The 17,531-nt window shown below is 67.5% G+C and carries 14 protein-coding genes and 1 pseudogene; 13 read left to right on the top strand and 2 right to left on the bottom strand.

Features of this window, described 5'->3' with window-relative positions; translation table 11 throughout:
* Positions 1-135: 135 nt before the first annotated feature.
* Positions 136-1,293 carry a porin gene (locus ACSQ9I_RS27985; protein WP_436315305.1) on the bottom strand — a complete coding sequence of 386 codons (1,158 nt, stop codon included), beginning with the start codon at positions 1,291-1,293 and terminating at the stop codon, positions 136-138.
* Between the two features lie 344 nt (positions 1,294-1,637).
* Here ACSQ9I_RS27985 and ACSQ9I_RS27980 point away from each other — a divergent pair, with 344 nt between their 5' ends.
* The 13 genes and pseudogenes from ACSQ9I_RS27980 (at position 1,638) to ligD (ending at position 16,474) form a co-directional block, all read left to right on the top strand.
* Complete coding sequence (locus tag ACSQ9I_RS27980) at positions 1,638-2,762, top strand: hypothetical protein (RefSeq protein WP_436315304.1); 1,125 nt, start codon at positions 1,638-1,640, stop codon at positions 2,760-2,762.
* Positions 2,763-3,515 (top strand): nuclease-related domain-containing protein, encoded by a 753-nt coding sequence (locus tag ACSQ9I_RS27975; protein ID WP_436315303.1) that lies wholly within the window; start codon positions 2,763-2,765, stop codon positions 3,513-3,515.
* 19 nt (positions 3,516-3,534) lie between these two features.
* A pseudogene (locus ACSQ9I_RS27970) lies at positions 3,535-4,274 on the top strand (response regulator).
* A gap of 57 nt (positions 4,275-4,331) precedes the next feature.
* Positions 4,332-5,879 (top strand): ATP-binding protein, encoded by a 1,548-nt coding sequence (locus tag ACSQ9I_RS27965; RefSeq protein ID WP_436315302.1) that lies wholly within the window; start codon positions 4,332-4,334, stop codon positions 5,877-5,879.
* Positions 5,876-6,556, top strand: coding sequence for a response regulator (locus tag ACSQ9I_RS27960; protein ID WP_436315301.1), 681 nt, complete (start codon positions 5,876-5,878; stop codon positions 6,554-6,556). Before ACSQ9I_RS27965 ends, ACSQ9I_RS27960 begins: the two co-directional genes overlap by 4 nt.
* Positions 6,557-6,630: 74 nt before the next feature.
* The gene (locus ACSQ9I_RS27955; RefSeq protein WP_436315300.1) at positions 6,631-6,927 is read left to right on the top strand and encodes a hypothetical protein; all 297 of its coding nucleotides are present in this window, start codon (positions 6,631-6,633) and stop codon (positions 6,925-6,927) included.
* 128 nt (positions 6,928-7,055) lie between these two features.
* The gene (locus ACSQ9I_RS27950) at positions 7,056-8,084 is read left to right on the top strand and encodes a TRAP transporter substrate-binding protein (RefSeq protein WP_436315299.1); all 1,029 of its coding nucleotides are present in this window, start codon (positions 7,056-7,058) and stop codon (positions 8,082-8,084) included.
* A 4-nt stretch (positions 8,085-8,088) separates the two neighbouring features.
* Positions 8,089-9,960 (top strand): TRAP transporter large permease, encoded by a 1,872-nt coding sequence (locus ACSQ9I_RS27945; RefSeq protein ID WP_436315298.1) that lies wholly within the window; start codon positions 8,089-8,091, stop codon positions 9,958-9,960.
* Between the two features lie 17 nt (positions 9,961-9,977).
* Positions 9,978-11,075: a LacI family DNA-binding transcriptional regulator gene (locus ACSQ9I_RS27940; protein WP_436315297.1), complete on the top strand. Its 1,098-nt coding sequence runs from the start codon at positions 9,978-9,980 to the stop codon at positions 11,073-11,075.
* Entirely contained in the window at positions 11,072-12,070 is a 999-nt protein-coding gene (locus ACSQ9I_RS27935; protein WP_436315296.1) for a hydroxyacid dehydrogenase, read from the top strand. Before ACSQ9I_RS27940 ends, ACSQ9I_RS27935 begins: the two co-directional genes overlap by 4 nt.
* A complete protein-coding gene (locus ACSQ9I_RS27930) occupies positions 12,067-12,891 on the top strand; it encodes an amidohydrolase family protein (RefSeq protein ID WP_436315294.1) in 825 nt (274 codons plus the stop codon). Before ACSQ9I_RS27935 ends, ACSQ9I_RS27930 begins: the two co-directional genes overlap by 4 nt.
* Before the next feature lie 80 nt (positions 12,892-12,971).
* The gene (locus tag ACSQ9I_RS27925; RefSeq protein WP_436315293.1) at positions 12,972-13,925 is read left to right on the top strand and encodes a Ku protein; all 954 of its coding nucleotides are present in this window, start codon (positions 12,972-12,974) and stop codon (positions 13,923-13,925) included.
* Positions 13,926-13,933: 8 nt separating this feature from the next.
* A complete protein-coding gene (ligD, locus tag ACSQ9I_RS27920; RefSeq protein WP_436315292.1) occupies positions 13,934-16,474 on the top strand; it encodes a DNA ligase D in 2,541 nt (846 codons plus the stop codon).
* A gap of 4 nt (positions 16,475-16,478) precedes the next feature.
* Here the strand turns inward: ligD and ACSQ9I_RS27915 are convergent, their stop codons facing one another.
* The gene (locus ACSQ9I_RS27915) at positions 16,479-17,294 is read right to left on the bottom strand and encodes a transglutaminase-like domain-containing protein (RefSeq protein ID WP_436305801.1); all 816 of its coding nucleotides are present in this window, start codon (positions 17,292-17,294) and stop codon (positions 16,479-16,481) included.
* Between the last annotated feature and the right edge of the window lie 237 nt (positions 17,295-17,531).

Raw genomic sequence — 17,531 nt, 5'->3', positions numbered from 1 at the left:
CGGGGTTTCTCGCCCTGGCAATCGGCAGGGGAGCCGTGATGCCAGGCACGGCAAATGGCGCCACTCAGGGCGCCAGGTTGATGACAGGGCCGGGTCGCGACGGGGCAGAGTCCCGTCGCGACTCACAGTGCGCTATCAGAAAGCGTGGCGGATGCCGAAGTCGTAGCCGGTGGAGGAGCGCGGCAGGCCCGTGTAGCTCACGCCGTTGCTGCTATAGCCCGTGGTGATCGCCGAACTCAGGCTGCCGGTGTAGGCCGCATCGTTGCGGTTGTTCACGCGCGCGACGGTGGCGTACAGCGCGGTGCGCTTGGACAGGTTGTGCACATAGCCCAGGGCCAACTTCTGAACGCGCGGATCCTCGCCGGTGATGCCGGCGGCGCCTTCGTTGTAGCGGACCGTGGAGTACGACGCGCGGATCAGGCCTGCACCCACGGGAACGGTCGCGCCGATCAGGTAGCCGTTGTAGCTGTCATGAGTGTTGCCGAGCGCGGTATCGAACTTGTTCTGCACGTTCGAGAGTTCACCGAACAGCTTGACCGCCCCGAAGTCGTAGGACGCGCCGAGGTTGATGGTCTGCACCTTGCGCGTGAGTGCCAGGGTGTCGACGGCGATGTTCTGGCCCGCCGACACTGCGACGTCCAGCGGCCCGTTCGCCCAGCCGAAGCGCCCGCCGATGTAGCGCCCGGCGTTGCTGTTGGTCGACGCCGTGTCGGCCGCCGTGCTGCTGTCGGTGTTCTCGTGCAGGCTGTACTGGAGCTGGCCGTAGAAGCCGCCCAGGTTCGGCGGCAGGAAGTAGCTGATCGAGTTGCTGGCGCGCACGTAGTTCGTGTTGTTCAGGCCGGTGCTGCCGTTGACGGAGCTGATCACGTTGGTGCCCGATCCGTTGGTGCCGAAGGGGTCGAACACGGTGTCGTTCCAGAAGGTGGGCGTGTAGTCGCGGCCCAGGCGCAGTTCGCCGAAGCCGCCGGATAGGCTCACCGTCGAGCGGCGGTTGAAGGTGGAGATGCCCGTCGCGCCGTCGTCGTTGGTGATCGGCGCTTCGAGCCAGAAGCTGGCGGCGAGGCCGCCGCCGAGGTCTTCGGTGCCGCGGAAACCGATGCGGCTCGAGTTGTAGCCGGAATTGGAGAGCGTCGTCCTGGTCTGCTTGGAGCTGGCGCCGGTCGCCGCATCTCGTGAAGTCGCAGATTGATAGCTGACGCCGGCGTCAACGACGCCGAACATCGTGACGGACGACTGCGCAGCGGCCAGGCCGGTCACAGCGAGAGCGGCGATTGCCGTAAGGGATTTTTTCATTCAGGTTTTCTCCGGTTTCGAACGAGGCACGACCTCTTCGAGCCATGACCCGCTCAACAGGCCGAAATTGGTCCAGGTGCGAGGCGATCCTGGACAACATCGCGACCGCCCTCATCGGGCAGCTGGTCGGATGGTCTCGTTCAAAGTTGGAGGAATCTGGTAAGTGCGGGATGCATCGCATTGCCCGTTGTTTGTACGCACCATCTGCAAATCGTCGGCTCGGAACCTCGTCTCAACGAGCCGCTTAGATTTCTCCCCATTCGCACGAAATGATGTCGGCATCGCCCGCTGTCGCAACGCGAAAGCGCGAGCGGTTGAAGACCGACTGCTGGAGATCCACACACATGATTCGCTCCTGGCCACTGATGGCAGTGATCTGCGGCACGCTGGCGCTTGGCTGCGCCGACACAAGCCGCGCTATGACGAGTTCGAATTCGGCCCTCGAAGTCGGATCGTTCCTCGACGGCGCGATGCCCTCCCGTTCGCAGTCTTGGTGGTCCGGCTTTGACGACGAGACGATGAACGAGCTGATCGGGATGGCACGCCGGCATTCAGCTTCGACGAGCGCTGCGAGGCCGCTGAATGCAGTGCCTGTCGAGATCGGTGTTGCCGCCGCATACGTCTCGCTCAGGGTACAGGCCTTCAGCCTGACGTACCTGGAGAACGCGCGGTCCGCCGCCACACGGCAGTTGCAGCTGATAATTGCGAGCAATCCAGAGCACGATGACTTCATCAAGGAACTCGTCGGCCGCAAGACCAGGGCTGACGATGCGATCAGGAAGATCAGGGCGCAGCGCGAAATCCATATCGCGTTTCTTGCCGCCCAGTGCGGCATGTCGGAAGCGGCCCTGACCGACGTCATCGGCGCCGCCCTCGCAGACCGGACGAGAACGCTTCCCAAGTTCCTTGCGCCGGTGCCGCGCGCGCTGCCGGAGGCGTTGCTCGCAAACCGCGACGATGTCAATCTCGCTGCGGCGCTCTACGGCATCGACTCGGCGGCAGCACTCGCCGACGCGATCGAGGCCACGGATGCGTCGAGCGAGCGCGCGGCGAACGATGAGGCTCAGGCGGCGCCCCTCGGCCATTCCCTCTATCTCGCCATCGTGGCCCAGGCGCGAAACGAAGTGTCCGAGGCCTTGCAGCGCCTGCAATCGCAAAGCGATATCACGAACGCCGCATACAACCGGATGCGCGACGCGAATGCCGAATTCGAGGCGGCCAAGAAGCGCCGCGATCGGGGCGAAATGTCGGAAGTCCAGCTCATGGAGGATTTCCTGGGTCTGTTGCAGCATCTGCAAATGGTCGCCGTCGCCAACGGCGATCTCGCGGTCGCTTGGATCGCACTCTTCGCTCGGCTGGGCACCGGAACGTCGATCGACGGCAGCCCGGCTTCGAGATCGGCGCTGCTCGATGCTCTACCTAAAGTCTCCCAAAAGACGCGTGATCCTCGGGATTCGAAGGAGCCCTGAATGACCACCATTTCCTTGCAGAGAACGCACGGCGGCGCAGTGTCCATGCTGCCCCGCCACGGATACCCGACATCGGACCCGGTCCAGAGCCCATACCGCATCCCCGGCACAGCGTCTTTCCACGAGCTGGCGGCATCGCTGGGCGTGCAGCAGCTCGTCCGTACGTTCGGTCCTGCGTTCCCCCACATGCGCATCTTGCGGGACCTCGTCATCCCGATGCCCGCAGCTTGCCCGGTGCGCACCGCCAGGATCGATGCCGTGATCGTGTGCGAAACCGGCGTCTATCTCTTCGAGATCAAGGCTTGGCGAAATGCCTTTGTCTACCGGAAGAACTCCGACCAGGCGCCGCCGCGCTGGTTCTTGCGCCTCCATGGGTGCAGCAGGGCTCGCGAGGTCTCGGACCCTGCCTTGCAGGGCGGCCGCAAGACCACGCAACTGCGAAGCCTGCTGCCCGACGACCTGAGGCTGCAGTATTTCGTCCTGCTGCCTTGCGAAGGCGTCGAGCTCGAAGGCGTGATGCCGGCCGCCATCGTCACGCATCAGGACCTGTCCTATATCGCGCGCCTGGCACGCAACAACGGCCGTACCGCGCGAAGCTATCCGCTCCTGAATGCCGATGCCATCGAACGGACGGTGCAATTGCTGGTGGACATCCAGGGCGAGCTGACGATCGACGACCACATGCACAACTGCCGGGAAGGCAGGGAAGGCAGGGAAGGCAGGGAAGGAGCCTTGGCCCTGACGACTCAATGAGTCGCGTCCCGGCATCCTGATGGCCCGCATCGTCATCGTCGAGGACCAACTCGATATCGCATCGGTCGTTCAGGACTACCTGCGCGCTGCGGGTTACGAAACCACGCATTTCGCCGATGGCCAAGGTGCGCTCGAGCACATCGTCGAATCGCCGCCCGACCTGACACTGCTCGATATCGGGCTGCCGCGCCTCGATGGCATCGAAGTACTTCGCAGCGCGCGCGAGCACACCGACCACCCGGTCATCATGGTCACTGCCCGGATCGAGGAGCTCGACCGCCTGCTCGGCCTCGAGCTCGGTGCCGATGACTATGTGTGCAAACCCTTTTCTCGCGCGAGCTGGTCGCACGCGTGGGCGCCGTGTTGCGGCGCTTTTCCCCCAACGATGCAAGGACCCGAACCGGGCAGCACCTGCCAGGCCTGGTGCTCGACGGCGTGTACTGGCGAGCCTCGCTCGACGGAACAGCGCTCAATCTGACGCGCCGCGAGTTCGGCCTCCTGCAGGTGCTGTCGCGGCATCCGGGCCACATCTATTCGCGAGCACGCCTGCTCGAACTCACGTTCAGCGCCGGAGCCGACGTGACCGATCGCGCGATCGACAGCCACGTCAAGAACCTGCGGCGCAAACTTGGCGTCGTCACGCCCACGCACGAGTGGATCCGATCGGTCTATGGCGCAGGGTTTGCGTGGGAGCCTCCGCTCGGATCTTCTCCCAATTTCCTCCCAATTCGGCTTCCAACATCCGCCCGCCGCGCGTGATGGAACTGCCGCCACGCGCGTGCCGCAGAATGCGGCCATGCGCCGACCTCCCCACCAATGCCACGCCTGACGCTCAGCAGAAAGATCTTCTTCGCCCTGGCCACCCTGCTGGTCGTCCTGCTGCTGCTTTCCGCGGCCTTTTCCATCTTTGCGCTGCAGCGCGGCCTGGGCCCCTATGTCGCGGAGATCGAGATCCGCCGCATGGACTGGCTGGCGCAGTTGCTGCAGAAGCACTACGCCGCCAACGGCAGCTGGGACAAGCTGCGCAAGGACGAGGGCGCCTGGCATCGGCTGCAGATGGGGGATCCGGGCACGGCGCAGGTCGAGACCCGCGACAAGGACGATGCCCGGCTGCCGCCGTGGTACGCACGGCCGCGGCGCTTCGAAGACCGTCCTCCGCCTGGTTTCGCGCCGCAGCTGGAGCTCTTGCCCAGGCATTTCATGCCTCCGCCTCCGCCCGGCTTTTTCGGCGATCCGCGAGAAGCGGCAGATTCGATCTACCAGCGGCTGGGCGTGGTGGACGCATCCGGCGCACGGGTCGCCGGCGCCAGCGTCGATATGGCGTCGGCCGCCCAGCTGCCGATACGCAGCGGCCGCCTGGTCATCGGCCATCTGGTGCTGGCGCCCGTCGAAGGACTCGACAGCGAAGCCGACCGGGCGTTCTTCGCGCGCCAGTCGGGGGTCATCGTGCTGACCGGCCTGGTCGGCCTGGTCTTCGCGCTGGTGCTGTCCTGGCAGCTGGCGCGGCGCTGGCTCAGCCCGATCGATGCGCTCACGCAGGGTGCGCAGGACGTGGCGCGCGGACGGCTCGGCACCCGCGTACAGGTGCGCGGTTCGGACGAACTGGCCTTGCTGGGCCGCACCTTCAACAACATGGCCGCGCGTCTGGACACCGTCGAGACCTCGCGGCGCGCCTGGCTGGCGGACGTGGCGCACGAGCTGCGCACGCCGCTCGCCGCCATGCGCGCCGAGATCGAGGCCTTGCAGGATGGCGTGCGCAGCTTCGACGATCGCACCGCATTGCGGCTGCACCGGCAGGTCATGCGGCTGGGCCAGCTGGTCGACGACCTGCGCAGCAGCATGCGCGATCCGCCGGCCGAATCGTTGACGAAGGCGCCCGTCTTTCCGCTTACCTTGCTGAAGGAGGCCTTGGCCATGACGCGCAATCGCTTTGCCCAGCACCGCATTGCGGTGGATGCGCAGGCTATCGAGGCCCTGGCGGCACAATCGCAACCGGTGGTCGACGGCGATGCGCATCGCCTGCACCAGGTCTTCATGAACCTGCTCGAAAACACACTCTCCTACACCGATGCGGGCGGCGCCCTGCGCATCGGCGCCACCGTCGAGGGAAGCAGCGGCGCGCAGCGGCTGGTGCTGCGCTTCGACGACAGCGCGCCGGGCGTCGCGGCCGACGAGCTGCCGCGGCTGTTCGAGCGGCTGTTCCGCACCGAAGGGTCGCGCAGCCGCGCGCTGGGCGGCTCCGGCCTCGGCCTGTCCATCTGCCGCGCCACGATCGAGGCGCACGGCGGCGAGATCGACGCCTCGGCGTCTCCCCTCGGCGGCGTGCGGATCACGCTGTGGCTCCCGCTGGCGCCAACGTCATGAGCCGGATCCTCATCGTCGAAGACGAAGCCGACATCGCCTCGGTGCTGCAGGACTACCTGCGCCATGCCGGCCACGAGACCGAGCACGTGGCCGATGGCCACAGCGCGCTGGCCCGCATGCTCGAGGCGCCGCCCGACCTCAGCCTGCTGGACATCATGCTGCCGGGCCTCGATGGCCTGAGCGTGCTGCGGCAGGCCCGCGTGCACACCCGGCACCCGATCATCATGCTCACCGCGCGCATCGAGGAGGTCGACCGCCTGCTTGGCCTGGAACTGGGCGCCGACGACTACGTGTGCAAGCCCTTCTCGCCGCGCGAAGTCGTAGCGCGCGTGAAGGCTGTTCTGCGGCGCGTTCAAACCGAAGAGGCGGCGGACAAGGCGACCGCGTCCCTCCAGCTGGACGACGTGCACTGGCGCGCATCGCTGAACGGCACCGCGCTCAACCTGACGCGGCGCGAGTTCCGTCTGCTGCAGGCGATGTCTCGGCACCCCGGCCGCATCTTCTCGCGCGCCCGGCTCCTGGAACTGGCCTACGAGGACGACGCCGACGTGTCCGAACGGGCCGTGGACAGCCACGTCAAGAACCTGCGCCGCAAGCTCTCGAGCGCCGCACCCTCGCACGACTGGATCCGTTCCGTCTACGGTGTGGGCTTCGCGTTCGAGGCGCCGCTCGAATAGGAATAGGAAACCCTTCCCAGATTTCTCCCAAGTCGATTCGCACACTTCGTCCCATCCCTCGACTGGATGAACGGATGAAAACGACACACGCCTGCACGGCCCTTCTGCTGGCCGCGACCTTGACGGGTTGCATCATGCTGCCGCCCCCGCCCCCGCCCCCGCCTCCACCGTTCGCGCCGCCGCCCCGGCCCGGCGCTTCGATGCCGCCCTTCGCCTACCGCGGACCGCCTCCGGAAGTGTCGGACGCCTGCGCCGGCCAAGCCGAAGGCGCGCGCTTCGAGATGCCGGGGCGGCGCGGCGACACCCTCTCGGGCACCTGCGAGCTAGCTCCCGATGGCAGGCTGATCCTGAGGCCGGACGGTTCGCGCTGACTTTTCCCCGCGGAGGGCGGGAAAACCCTGATCGGCAGCCAGCTTGTATATCGATATAGTAAATCGGTACAGTAAATCGATACACCGCGATTCTGTGCACTCTTTCGATACAAGACTGGAGACAAAGCATGGTTTCGATCCCACGCCGCCGATTCGTGCATGCGGGCGCTGCCGCATCGCTGGCCGTCCTTGCAGGATTTCCTGCCCTCGTCCGCGCGCAATCGAGCATTGCGCTGCGCTTCTCTTCCTCGATGCTGGCGGACGACAACGCCGCCCACTACGTGTGGTGCCAGCGCCTGCAGGCCAATCTCAAGGCGGCCGTCGGCGACGCCATCCGCATCGACTACTTCCCCAACAACCAGCTGGGCAAGGAAAGCGACGTGGTTCAGCAGGTCAAGGTCGGCTCGGTCGACATGATGGTGACCGGCTCCTCCATCTTCGCCACCATCTCGCCCGAGATCGGCATGCTCGACCTGGGCTACCTGTTCGACAGCTACGCCCATGCCGGCAAGGCGCTCGAAGGCCCGGCCGGGACAACCCTCAACGAACTGCTGCAGAAGCGCTCGGGCTGCACCATCCTGACCTGGGCCTCGCACTTCGGCGCGCGCAGCGTCTACACCAAGGCACCGGTGAAGTCGCTGGCGGAGATCAAGGGCGTGAAGCTGCGCGTGCTGCCCACGCCGGCCTTCATCGAGACTTTCAAGCTGATGGGCGCGATCCCCACCCCGATTCCCTTCGGCGAGCTCTACATGGCGGCGCAGACCGGCGTGGTCGACGGCTTCGAGCACGATGCGGCCACGGTGCTGGCCAGCAAGCTCAACGAGGTGGTCAAGTCCTGCTGGCTCACCGAGCACCTGTTCAGCCCGATGGTGGTGGTGATCGGCAAGCGCGGCATGGACAAGATCCCCGCCAGCCTGCGCCCGGCCTTCCTGAAGGCGGTCCACGATGCGACCACGCAGCAGCGCGCCATCGCGAGCGACAAGGGCAAGGCCGCGATCGAGGAGCTGCAGCGCAAGGGCATGAGCTTCTTTCCGATGGCCGCGGCCGACCGCGCCGCTGTGCGCAAGGAGATGGAAAGCAGGCTCTGGGCCGACTTCGCCAAGCAGTACCCGGTGACGGCGCCCCTCTTCGCTGCCGTCAACGCGGCGCGGGTCTGAGGCCATGGTCGCGGTTGCCGCACCCTCGCTGGGCTTTCGCCACGACACCGTCTCGGGCGGCTGGCTCAGCGCACTGAACCGCTGGACCGAGATCCTGTCGGCCGTCGTGCTGGCGGCCGACGTGGTCGTGGTCTTCCTCTCGGTCGTGTTCCGCTACTTCCTGCACGACCCGGTGGACTGGGCCGAGGAGATCGCACGTGCGCTGATGATCGTGCTGGTCTTCTTCGGCGCTGCCACCGTGCTCGCGCGCAGCCAGCACGTGGGCATCGACCTGTTCCGCCACCTGCTGCCCGCGCACTGGCAGCCGGCGCTGATGCAGGTGAGCCACTGGATCATCGCGGGCGTGGCCGCGAGCCTCTTCGTCTCGTCGACCCTGCTGCTCGTCGACACCTACGGACAGACCACCTCGATCGGCCTGCCGCAATGGCTCTACGTCTATCCGGTGGTGATCGGCAGCCTGTTCATGACGCTGTTCGGCCTGGCCAATGCGCTCAACGGTCCGCGACGCGTGGTGCTCGGTACGCTGGCTGCCTGCGTGCTGCTCGCGGCGATGGTCTTCGGCTGGAACGCGCTGGTGCCGCAGCATGCGATCCCGAGCGGCCTGCTGCTGGCGGCCGGCTTCATCGGCGGGCTGGTGCTGGGCGTGCCGATCGGCTTCGTGCTGGCCTTCTCGGCGCTGCTCTACTTTCTCTCCGATCCTTCGCTGCCGATGCTGATCTACTCGCAGCAGGTCATGGCCGGCACCGACCACTTCGTGTTGCTGGCCATTCCCTTCTTCGTGCTGGCCGGCCTGCTGATGGAGTCCAACGGCATGTCCTCGCGGCTGATCGAGCTGCTGCTGCGCATCTTCGGCCGCGTGCGCGGCGGGCTGGGCCTGATCACCATCTCCGCGACCGCCTTCTTCTCGGGCGTGTCGGGCTCCAAGCTGGCCGACATCGCCGCGGTGGGCGGCATCGTGATGCCGGCGGTGCGCCGCACCAAGCAGGACCCGAACGAAGCCGCGGGCCTCTTGGCCTGCACGGCCGTGATGGCCGAGACCATCCCGCCCTGCATCAACATGATCATCATGGGCTTCGTGGCCAACATCTCGATCGCCGGCCTTTTCATGGCCGGCCTGGTGCCCGCGGCCGTGATGGCGCTGGCGCTGGGCGCGCTGGCGATCATCGTCGGGCGCAAGATCAATCCCGACGATGCCTTCGAAAAGCGCACGCCGCTTTTCAAGCTGCTCGGCGGCGCGCTGGTCGCGATCGTCATGGTGGGCATGATCGGCAAAGGCGTGACCTCGGGCGTCGCGACCTCGACCGAGGTCTCGGCCTTCGCCGTGGTCTATGCGCTGGTGGTCGGCAGCCTGGCCTTCCGCGAGCTCAGCGCGCGCGCCATGGCGCAGCTCTTCGTGCGCTCGGCCTCGATGGCGGGCAGCATCCTCTTCATCGTCGCGGCCGCGTCCAGCGTGTCCTTCGCGCTGACCATCGAGCAGATCCCGCAGCTGGTGTCGTCCACCATGATCGTCTTCGCGCAGCAGTACGGCAGCGTGATGTTCATCCTGCTGTCCGTGGCGATCATGATCGTCTTCGGCGCCGTGCTCGAAGGCGCGCCGGCGCTGATCATCTTCGGCCCGCTGCTGACGCCGATCGCGCAGCAGCTAGGCATCAACCCGCTGCACTTCGGCACGGTGATGGTGATCGCGATGGGCCTGGGCCTGTTCGCGCCGCCCATCGGTCTCGGCCTGTTCGCCACCTGCGCGATCACCGGCACCGAGGTGAAGAACGTGGCCCGGCCCATGATGAAATACCTGGCAGTGCTCCTGGTGACGCTGGTCGTGCTGGTGCTCGTCCCGTCGTTCTCCTTGTGGCTCCCGAACCGGCTCGGGCTGTAGCCGAGAAAACCGAATTCATGACCACCATCCAGGACGTCGCCCGCCATGCCGCCGTGTCGGTGAGCACCGTGTCCAACGTGCTCAATGGCCGCACCGACCGCATGCGCGCCGAAACGCTGGCGCGCGTCGAGGCGTCGATCCAGGCGCTGCAGTTCCGGCCCAGCAAGTTGGCCCAGCAGCTGAAGACCGGACAGACGCCGCTCCTGGGCCTGCTGGTGCCGTCGATGGCGAACCCGATGTACGGCTACATCGCGCGCGAGATCGAAAGCATCGCGCAGGAGCGCTTCGGCTTTCGCCTCCTGATCGGCAGCACCTACCGCGACCGCGAGAAGGAACGCGCCTTCTTCGAAGACCTGCTGGCGCACGGCGTGCGGCGCGTGATCGTGATCTCCTCGCTGGCCGACGAGCGCCACTTCGAGTCGGCGGTGGAGCGCGGCATGGTGGTGGTGAGCTACGACCGCGGCGCGACGCCGGGCAAGCCTTCGAAGGTGGGCCACGTGATGCCCGACAACTTCGAGGCCGCGCGCCTGGCGACGCAGCACCTGATCGACAAGGGCCACCGGCGCCTGGCCTTCGCCACCGTGGCCGGCATGACCATGAGCCGCAGCGCCAAGATCGACGGCTTCTTCGCCGCCGCCGAGGCCGCAGGCCTGCGTGCGAGTGCTCAGGTGCTCGACGGCGGCGCGCTCAACGAATACGGCGATTCGGTGATCGCCGAGGTCGGCCGCGCGACCGCGCTGCAGATCGCAGGCCTGCCCGAGCATCCGACAGGCATCGTCGCGCTCAACGACCTGATGGCCCTCGGGCTGATGGCGGGACTGCGCGAAGCCGGCCTGCGCGTGCCGGAGGAGGTTTCGGTGGTGGGCATCGACGGCCTGTTCCTCGCGACCTTGTCGAACCCGATGCTGAGCACGGTGCAGTTGCCGGTGCGCGAGATGGCGCGCGCCATGGTCGAGCGCGTGATGCAGCACCCGAGCGAGGCCGGCGAGGACGAACGCGAGCAGGTCTTCACCGAAGTTCAACTGATCGAACGCGAGTCCGTCGCGCCGCCGCCGCCCGCGGCCGGCCGGCCCCGCAGCACAAGAAAAATCAAGCCGGAGAAGGCAGCCACATGACGACCGTTTTCGTGACGCATCCAGCCGACAAGCTGGCGCAGTACTTCGGCCCCAAGGCCACCCAGGCGCTGGAGGCGATCGCCGAAGTGCGCTTCAATCCCGAGGCGCGCGAGCTTTCGACGCCCGAACTGGTGGCCGCGGCGCAGGGCTGCGATGCGCTGATCGCGTACCGGCAGACGCCCGGCCCCGAATCGCTCTTCCGCGACCTGCCGCAGTTGGCCGCCTTCGTGCGCTGCGCGGTCGACATCCGCACCGTCGACGTCCAGGCCGCGAGCCGGCACGGCGTGCTGGTGACGCAGGCCAGCCCGGGCTTCGTGCCGGCGGTTGCCGAGTGGATCGTCGCCGCGATGGTCGACCTCGCCCGCGGCATCGGGCGCTACACGCATGCCTATCACCGCGGCGAGCCGCCGGCGCCCTTCATGGGCCGGCAGTTGCGCGCGTCGACGCTGGGCATCATTGGCTTTGGCGCGATCGGCCGTTACCTGGGCGATCTGGCGCAGGCCTTCGGCATGCGCTTGCTGGTCAACGATCCGCAGCCGATTGCAAGGCAGGCGATGTGCGAGCAGGTGGCGCTGCCGGCGCTGCTGGCCCAGTCCGACTTCGTCGTCTGCCTGGCGCCGGCCAACGCGCAGACCGAGAAGCTCATGAACGCCGAGGCCTTCGCGGCCATGAAGCCCGGCGCCTTCTTCGTCAATGCGGCGCGCGGCGAGCTGGTCGATGACGAGGCCCTGCTCGCCGCGCTGGAATCCGGCCATCTGGGCGGCGCTGCGCTCGATGTCGGCCGCGCGACCGACCAGATGCCTGCGCCGGCGCTCGCGCGCCATCCGCGCGTCGTCGCCACGCCGCACATCGGCGGGCTCACGCTGCCGGCGGTGGAGCACCAGGCGCTCGAGACCGTGTCCCAGATCGCCGCGCTGATGCGCGGCGAGATGCCGCCCGGCGCCGTGAATGCGGCGCATGCCACGCGGATTGCGCAATGGAGGCTTGCCGCATGACGATTGCTCCCATCGACTACGCCGGCGCATGCGATTGCCATGTCCACATCTACGAAGACGCCTGGCCGCTCGCGCCGACCGCGACCTTCAAGCCGCCGCATGCGCCGGCCTCGGCCTACCGCGAGGTGCAGCAGGCGCTCGGCCTCACGCGCGCCATCGTGGTCCAGCCCACGGGCTACGGCTTCGACAACCGCTGCACGCTGTCGGCGCTGGAGCAGCTGGGCGCCGAGGCGCGCGGCATCGCGGTGGTGCCGCCCGAGGTGGCCGATGCCGAGCTCGAGCGCCTGCACCGTGCCGGTATGCGCGGCGTGCGCTTCATGATGTTGTCGGGCGGCCTGCTGCCCTGGTCCAGTCTGGAGGGCATGGCCGCGCGGATCGCGCCGCTCGGCTGGCACATCAACCTGCAGCTCGACGGGCGCGAGCTGGCGCAGCACATGGCGATGCTGGAGCGCCTGCCGGGGCGCTTCGTCATTGACCACATCGGCAAGTTCCTCGGACCCGTGGCGCTCGACGGCGAGGCCGTGGGCGCGCTCTGCCGCCTGCTCGACAAGGGCAACTGCTGGATCAAGCTGGCCGCGCCCTACGAGACCTCCAAGAGCGGCCCGCCCGCGTACGCCGACGCAGTGCCGCTCGCGCGCCTGCTGGCCCGGCGCTATCCCGAGCGCTGCGTCTGGGCCAGCAACTGGCCGCATCCCAACGTCAAGCCCGAGCCCTCCAATGCGGCCCTGCTCGACTGGGCGCTGGCGCTCTTCGACAGCGAAGCCGCGCGCCGCAAGCTGCTGGTGGACAACCCGGCCGAGCTCTACGGCTTCGCCGCCTAGGCCTTACGACGCGCAACGCCGCGTTCCTACATGCGGCGCCGGCCGGCCGTCCTACGGTGGCCGTCCGGAGGATCGTCGTCATGCCCACATCCAAAACCCCCGCTCCGCGCGTCCTGTGGAAGGGCGCCATCAGTTTCGGCCTGGTCCACATCCCGGTGGCGTTGTACTCGGCCACCGTCGACCACAGCATCGACTTCGACTGGCTCGACAAGCGCACCATGGACCCGGTGGGCTACAAGCGCGTCAACAAGAAGACCGGCAAGGAGATCGCGCGCGAGCAGATCGTGAAGGGCATCGAGTACGAGGACGGCGAGTACGTGTTGCTGAGCGACAAGGAAATCGCCGACGCCTATCCCAAGACCACGCAGACCATCGAGATCGAGACCTTCGTGCCGGCCGACAGCATTCCCTTCGTCTACCTCGAGCGGCCCTACTACGTCGCGCCGATCAACCGCGGCGCCAAGGTCTACGCGCTGTTGCGCGAAACGCTCAAGCGCGCCGGCCGCATCGGCGTCGCCCGGGTCGTGATCCAGACCAAGCAGCATCTCGCGGCGCTGGTGCCGGTGGGGCCGGGGCTGGTGCTGAACCTGCTGCGCTGGGGTGCCGACATCCGGCCATGGAAAGACCTGCCCCTGCCTTCCGAAAGCGCCAAGCAGGTGGGCCTTTCGGAGCGCGAACTCAAGATGGCCGGGGAACTGGTCAAGGACATGAGCTCGGACTGGGACCCCGATGAATTCAAGGACTCGTTCAAGGACGAGATCATGCGGCTGGTCGACCAGAAGGTCGAAGCGGGCCAGACCGAGGAGGTCACGAAGCTCGAGCCGATCGAGGAACAGGCAGGGCGTTCTGGCGCGAAGATCCTCGACCTCACCGAGCTGCTGCAGCGCAGCCTGCGCAAGGGCGGCAAGGCGGCGGCTGAAGACGAGGAGGAAGAGTCGGAAGAAGCCAAGCCGACCCGCAAGCCGGCCGCCAAGGCCACGGCCCGCAAGCGCGCGCCGGCCCGCAAGTCCGCATCGCGCCACAAGGCGGCCTGAGGCAGCGCGTGGCGAGCAAACCGAGTGCGCGCGAAGCGCTGGCGCGCTATCACGGCAAGCGCGATTTCAAGAAGACGCCGGAGCCGCACAAGCTCGGCCGCGGCAGCCGAGGCGCGCATTCCTTCGTGGTCCAGAAGCACCATGCGAGCCGCCTGCACTACGACTTCCGGCTCGAGCTCGACGGCACGCTCAAGAGCTGGGCCGTGCCCAAGGGCCCCTGCCTCGATCCGAGCGTCAAGCGCATGGCGGTGCACGTGGAAGACCATCCGGTCTCGTACGCCGACTTCGAAGGCACCATTCCGCCCAAGCAGTACGGCGCCGGCACGGTGATCGTCTGGGACCGCGGCGAGTGGGCGGCCGAGGGCGATGCGCGCCAGGGGCTGGCCGAGGGCAAGCTCAAGTTCGAGCTGTACGGCGACAAGCTGCGCGGCCATTGGACGCTGGTGCGCATGCGCGGCAGGGACGAGAAGCAGGAGCCCTGGCTCCTGATCAAGGAGAACGACGATGAAGCGCGCCCGCTGGCCGACTTCGACGTGGTGGAAGAACTGCCCGACAGCGTGCTGAGCGGCCGCGGCGTCGACGACGCGGTGCCGCCGGTCGCAAAGACGACGACGAAGCAGCCGCCTGCAGCGAAGAAGGCGAAAGCCGCACCCAAGGCCGCGCTGCCGCGCAGCCTCGAGCCCCAGCTCGCCACGCTGGTCGCGGCGCCGCCCGCTGCGGCCGACGACTGGCTCTACGAACTCAAGTTCGACGGCTACCGCCTGCTGGCGCGCATCGACGGCGACAAGGTGCAATGCATCACGCGCAACGGCCACGACTGGAGCGCGAAGCTTCCCGGCCTGGTGAAGGCGCTCGCGAAGCTACCCACGCGCTCGGCCTGGCTGGACGGCGAGATCGTGGTCCATGGCGAGAACGGCGCGCCGGATTTCCAGGCGCTGCAGAACGCCTTCGAACGCGGCGCCACCTCATCGATCGTCTACTGGCTCTTCGATGCGCCCTTCCTCGACGGCCGCGACCTTCGCGAGACGCCGGTGGAAGAGCGCCGCGCGTTGCTGGCGAAGTTGCTGGGCAAGAAGCCGCCGGCGTCGCTGCGGCTGTCCGAGGCCTTCGAGGCCGCGCCGCGCGCTCTGCTGGCGTCGTCCGCGCAGCTCGGCTTCGAGGGGATCATCGGCAAGCTGAAGGGTTCGGGCTATGTCTCGCGCCGCTCGCCGACCTGGATCAAGCTCAAGAACCAGCAGCGGCAGGAGTTCGTGATCGGCGGCTACACCGCACCCAAGGGCGCGCGCACGGGTTTCGGCTCGCTGCTGCTCGGCGTGTGCGACGACCAGGGCGCGCTCAAGTACTGCGGCAACGTCGGCACCGGCTTCGACGCCGATCGCCTGGCGGACATCAAGGCCCGGCTCGACAAGTTGGCGAGCGACGACTGCCCCTTCGACGAGCGGCCCGCCGGCGTCAAGACGCAATGGGTCAAGCCGAAGCTGGTGGCCGAGATCTCCTTCGGCGAGTGGACGCGCGATGGTCGCGTGCGCCAGGCCGTCTTCCTGGGCTTGCGCACCGACAAGCCGGCCACCGAGATCCGCCGCGAGAAAGCGCAGGCGCCGCCCAAGCCGGCTGCCGCCGCGCGCGCCGGCAGCAGCAGCAACAAAGGAGCGAGCCGCACCATGGACCTGCGCATCACCCATGCCGAACGCGTGATCGACAAGAAGAGCGGCACCACCAAGGGCGAGCTCGTCGCCTTCTATCACGAGGTGTCGGCGCTCCTGCTGCCGCATCTGAAGGGCCGGCCGGTAGCACTGGTGCGCGCACCCGAGGGCGTGGGCGGCGAGCTGTTCTTCCAGAAGCATGCCAACCAGAGCGAGCTGCCGGGCGTGAAGCTGCTGGACCCGGCGCTCGATCCCGAGCACGAAGCGCTGCTGCAGATCGATGCCGCGCGCGGCCTGCTCTCGGCCGCGCAGATGAACGTGATCGAGCTGCACACCTGGAACGCCACCTCCAACGACATCGACCGGCCCGACCGCATGACCTTCGACCTGGACCCGGGCGAGGGCGTCGACTGGTCGAAGATGCTGGAGGCCGCGATGCTGGTGCGCACGCTGCTCACCGAACTCGGCCTGCCGGCCTTCCTCAAGACCAGCGGCGGCAAGGGCCTGCACGTGCTGGTGCCGATCCGGCGCCACTACGGCTGGGATGCGGTCAAGGGTTTCTCGCAGGCGGCGGTCCAGCACCTGGCGCAGACCATCCCCGATCGTTTCGTCGCCAAGAGCGGGCCGCGCAACCGGGTCGGCAAGATCTTCGTCGACTACCTGCGCAACGGCTTCGGCGCCACCACGGTCAGCGCCTGGTCGGCGCGTTCGCGACCGGGGCTGGGCGTGTCGGTGCCGCTCGAATGGGACGAGCTGCCCGAGCTGAAGAGCGCCTCGCAATGGACGATCAGGAACATCGGCGAGCGCATCGCCATCGGCAACAAGCCGTGGGCTGCGATGGAGAAGAGCCGAAAGGGCCTGGGCGCGGCGATGAAAACGCTGGGCTACACGCCGGCGCCGGACTGAAGCTTCAGACCACCTCCTCGGTGGTCACCTCGAAGCGCTGCAGCGTGTTCTCCCCGAACACCATCGTGATCGGCACATCGGCCGCGTCGCGGCCGCGCGCGATGGTGATGCGGCCGATGCGCGGCGTGTTGTGGCGCGCATCGAAGGTGTGCCAGCGCTCGCCGAGGTAGATCTCGAACCAGGCGCTGAAATCCATCGGGTAGGGCACGGGCGGAATGCCGATGTCGCCGAGGTAACCGGTCACGTAGCGCGCCGGAATGTTCATGCAGCGGCACAGCGTGATCGCCAGGTGGGTGAAGTCGCGGCACACGCCGACGCGCTCGCGCCACGCTTCGAGTGCGGTGCGCGTGGCGCGTGCACGCTGGTAGTCGAAGCGCAGGTGCTGGTGCACGTAGTCGCAGATGGCTTGCGCCAGCGGCCAGCCCTTGGGCACCTGGCCGAAGGTGTTCCATGCGAACTGCAGCAGTTCGCTGTCGACCTCGCAGTAGCGGCTGGGCAGCAGGAAGGGCAGCGTTTCCACCGGCAGATCGGCCGGCATGTGCTCGACGGCCCCCAGGTCGATCGGGTCGGCCCAGCCGGTGTCGAAGACCACCGCTTCGTTGCGCAGACGCACGCTGCTCACGCCGGCGGGCACCTGCACGCGCGCGCAATGGTTGTCGAAGGCGTCGCGGTAGTGGTCGGTGTAGAGCGGCGGACTGATCGTGATGTGCTCGCCGTCCGCGATGTCGGCGGCGCGCGAAGGATGCACCTGCAGCATGTAGAGCAACGCCGTGGGCGCCGTGACGCCGAGTTCGATGTCGAAACCGATTTTGATGAGCATGGTGGCGCGGGCCGGTTGCGAAGGTCAGAGGTGTGATGCCGCACAAGCAGGTTTGGTGCCGAGCGCAGCCGCTTCATCCTATCGCCCGCCGCGGCTGGCGGGCATAGATGGGTACGCGAAGCGGCGTAGGCAAGCCCACAAAGCCGTCAGCGCGGTCCTACTGTGTACTCCTCGCCGCTCCCACACGCCGGAGCGCGCGGCCACTACGGGGTTTGCGCGGTGCCAAATCTAAGCTCA

It is taken from the genome of Variovorax sp. LjRoot84, from assembly GCF_964254305.1.
Classification (GTDB): Bacteria; Pseudomonadota; Gammaproteobacteria; order Burkholderiales; family Burkholderiaceae_C; genus Variovorax.
The sequence above is the reverse complement of the archived record's forward strand: the minus strand, read 5'-3'. Positions and strand labels throughout refer to the sequence as shown.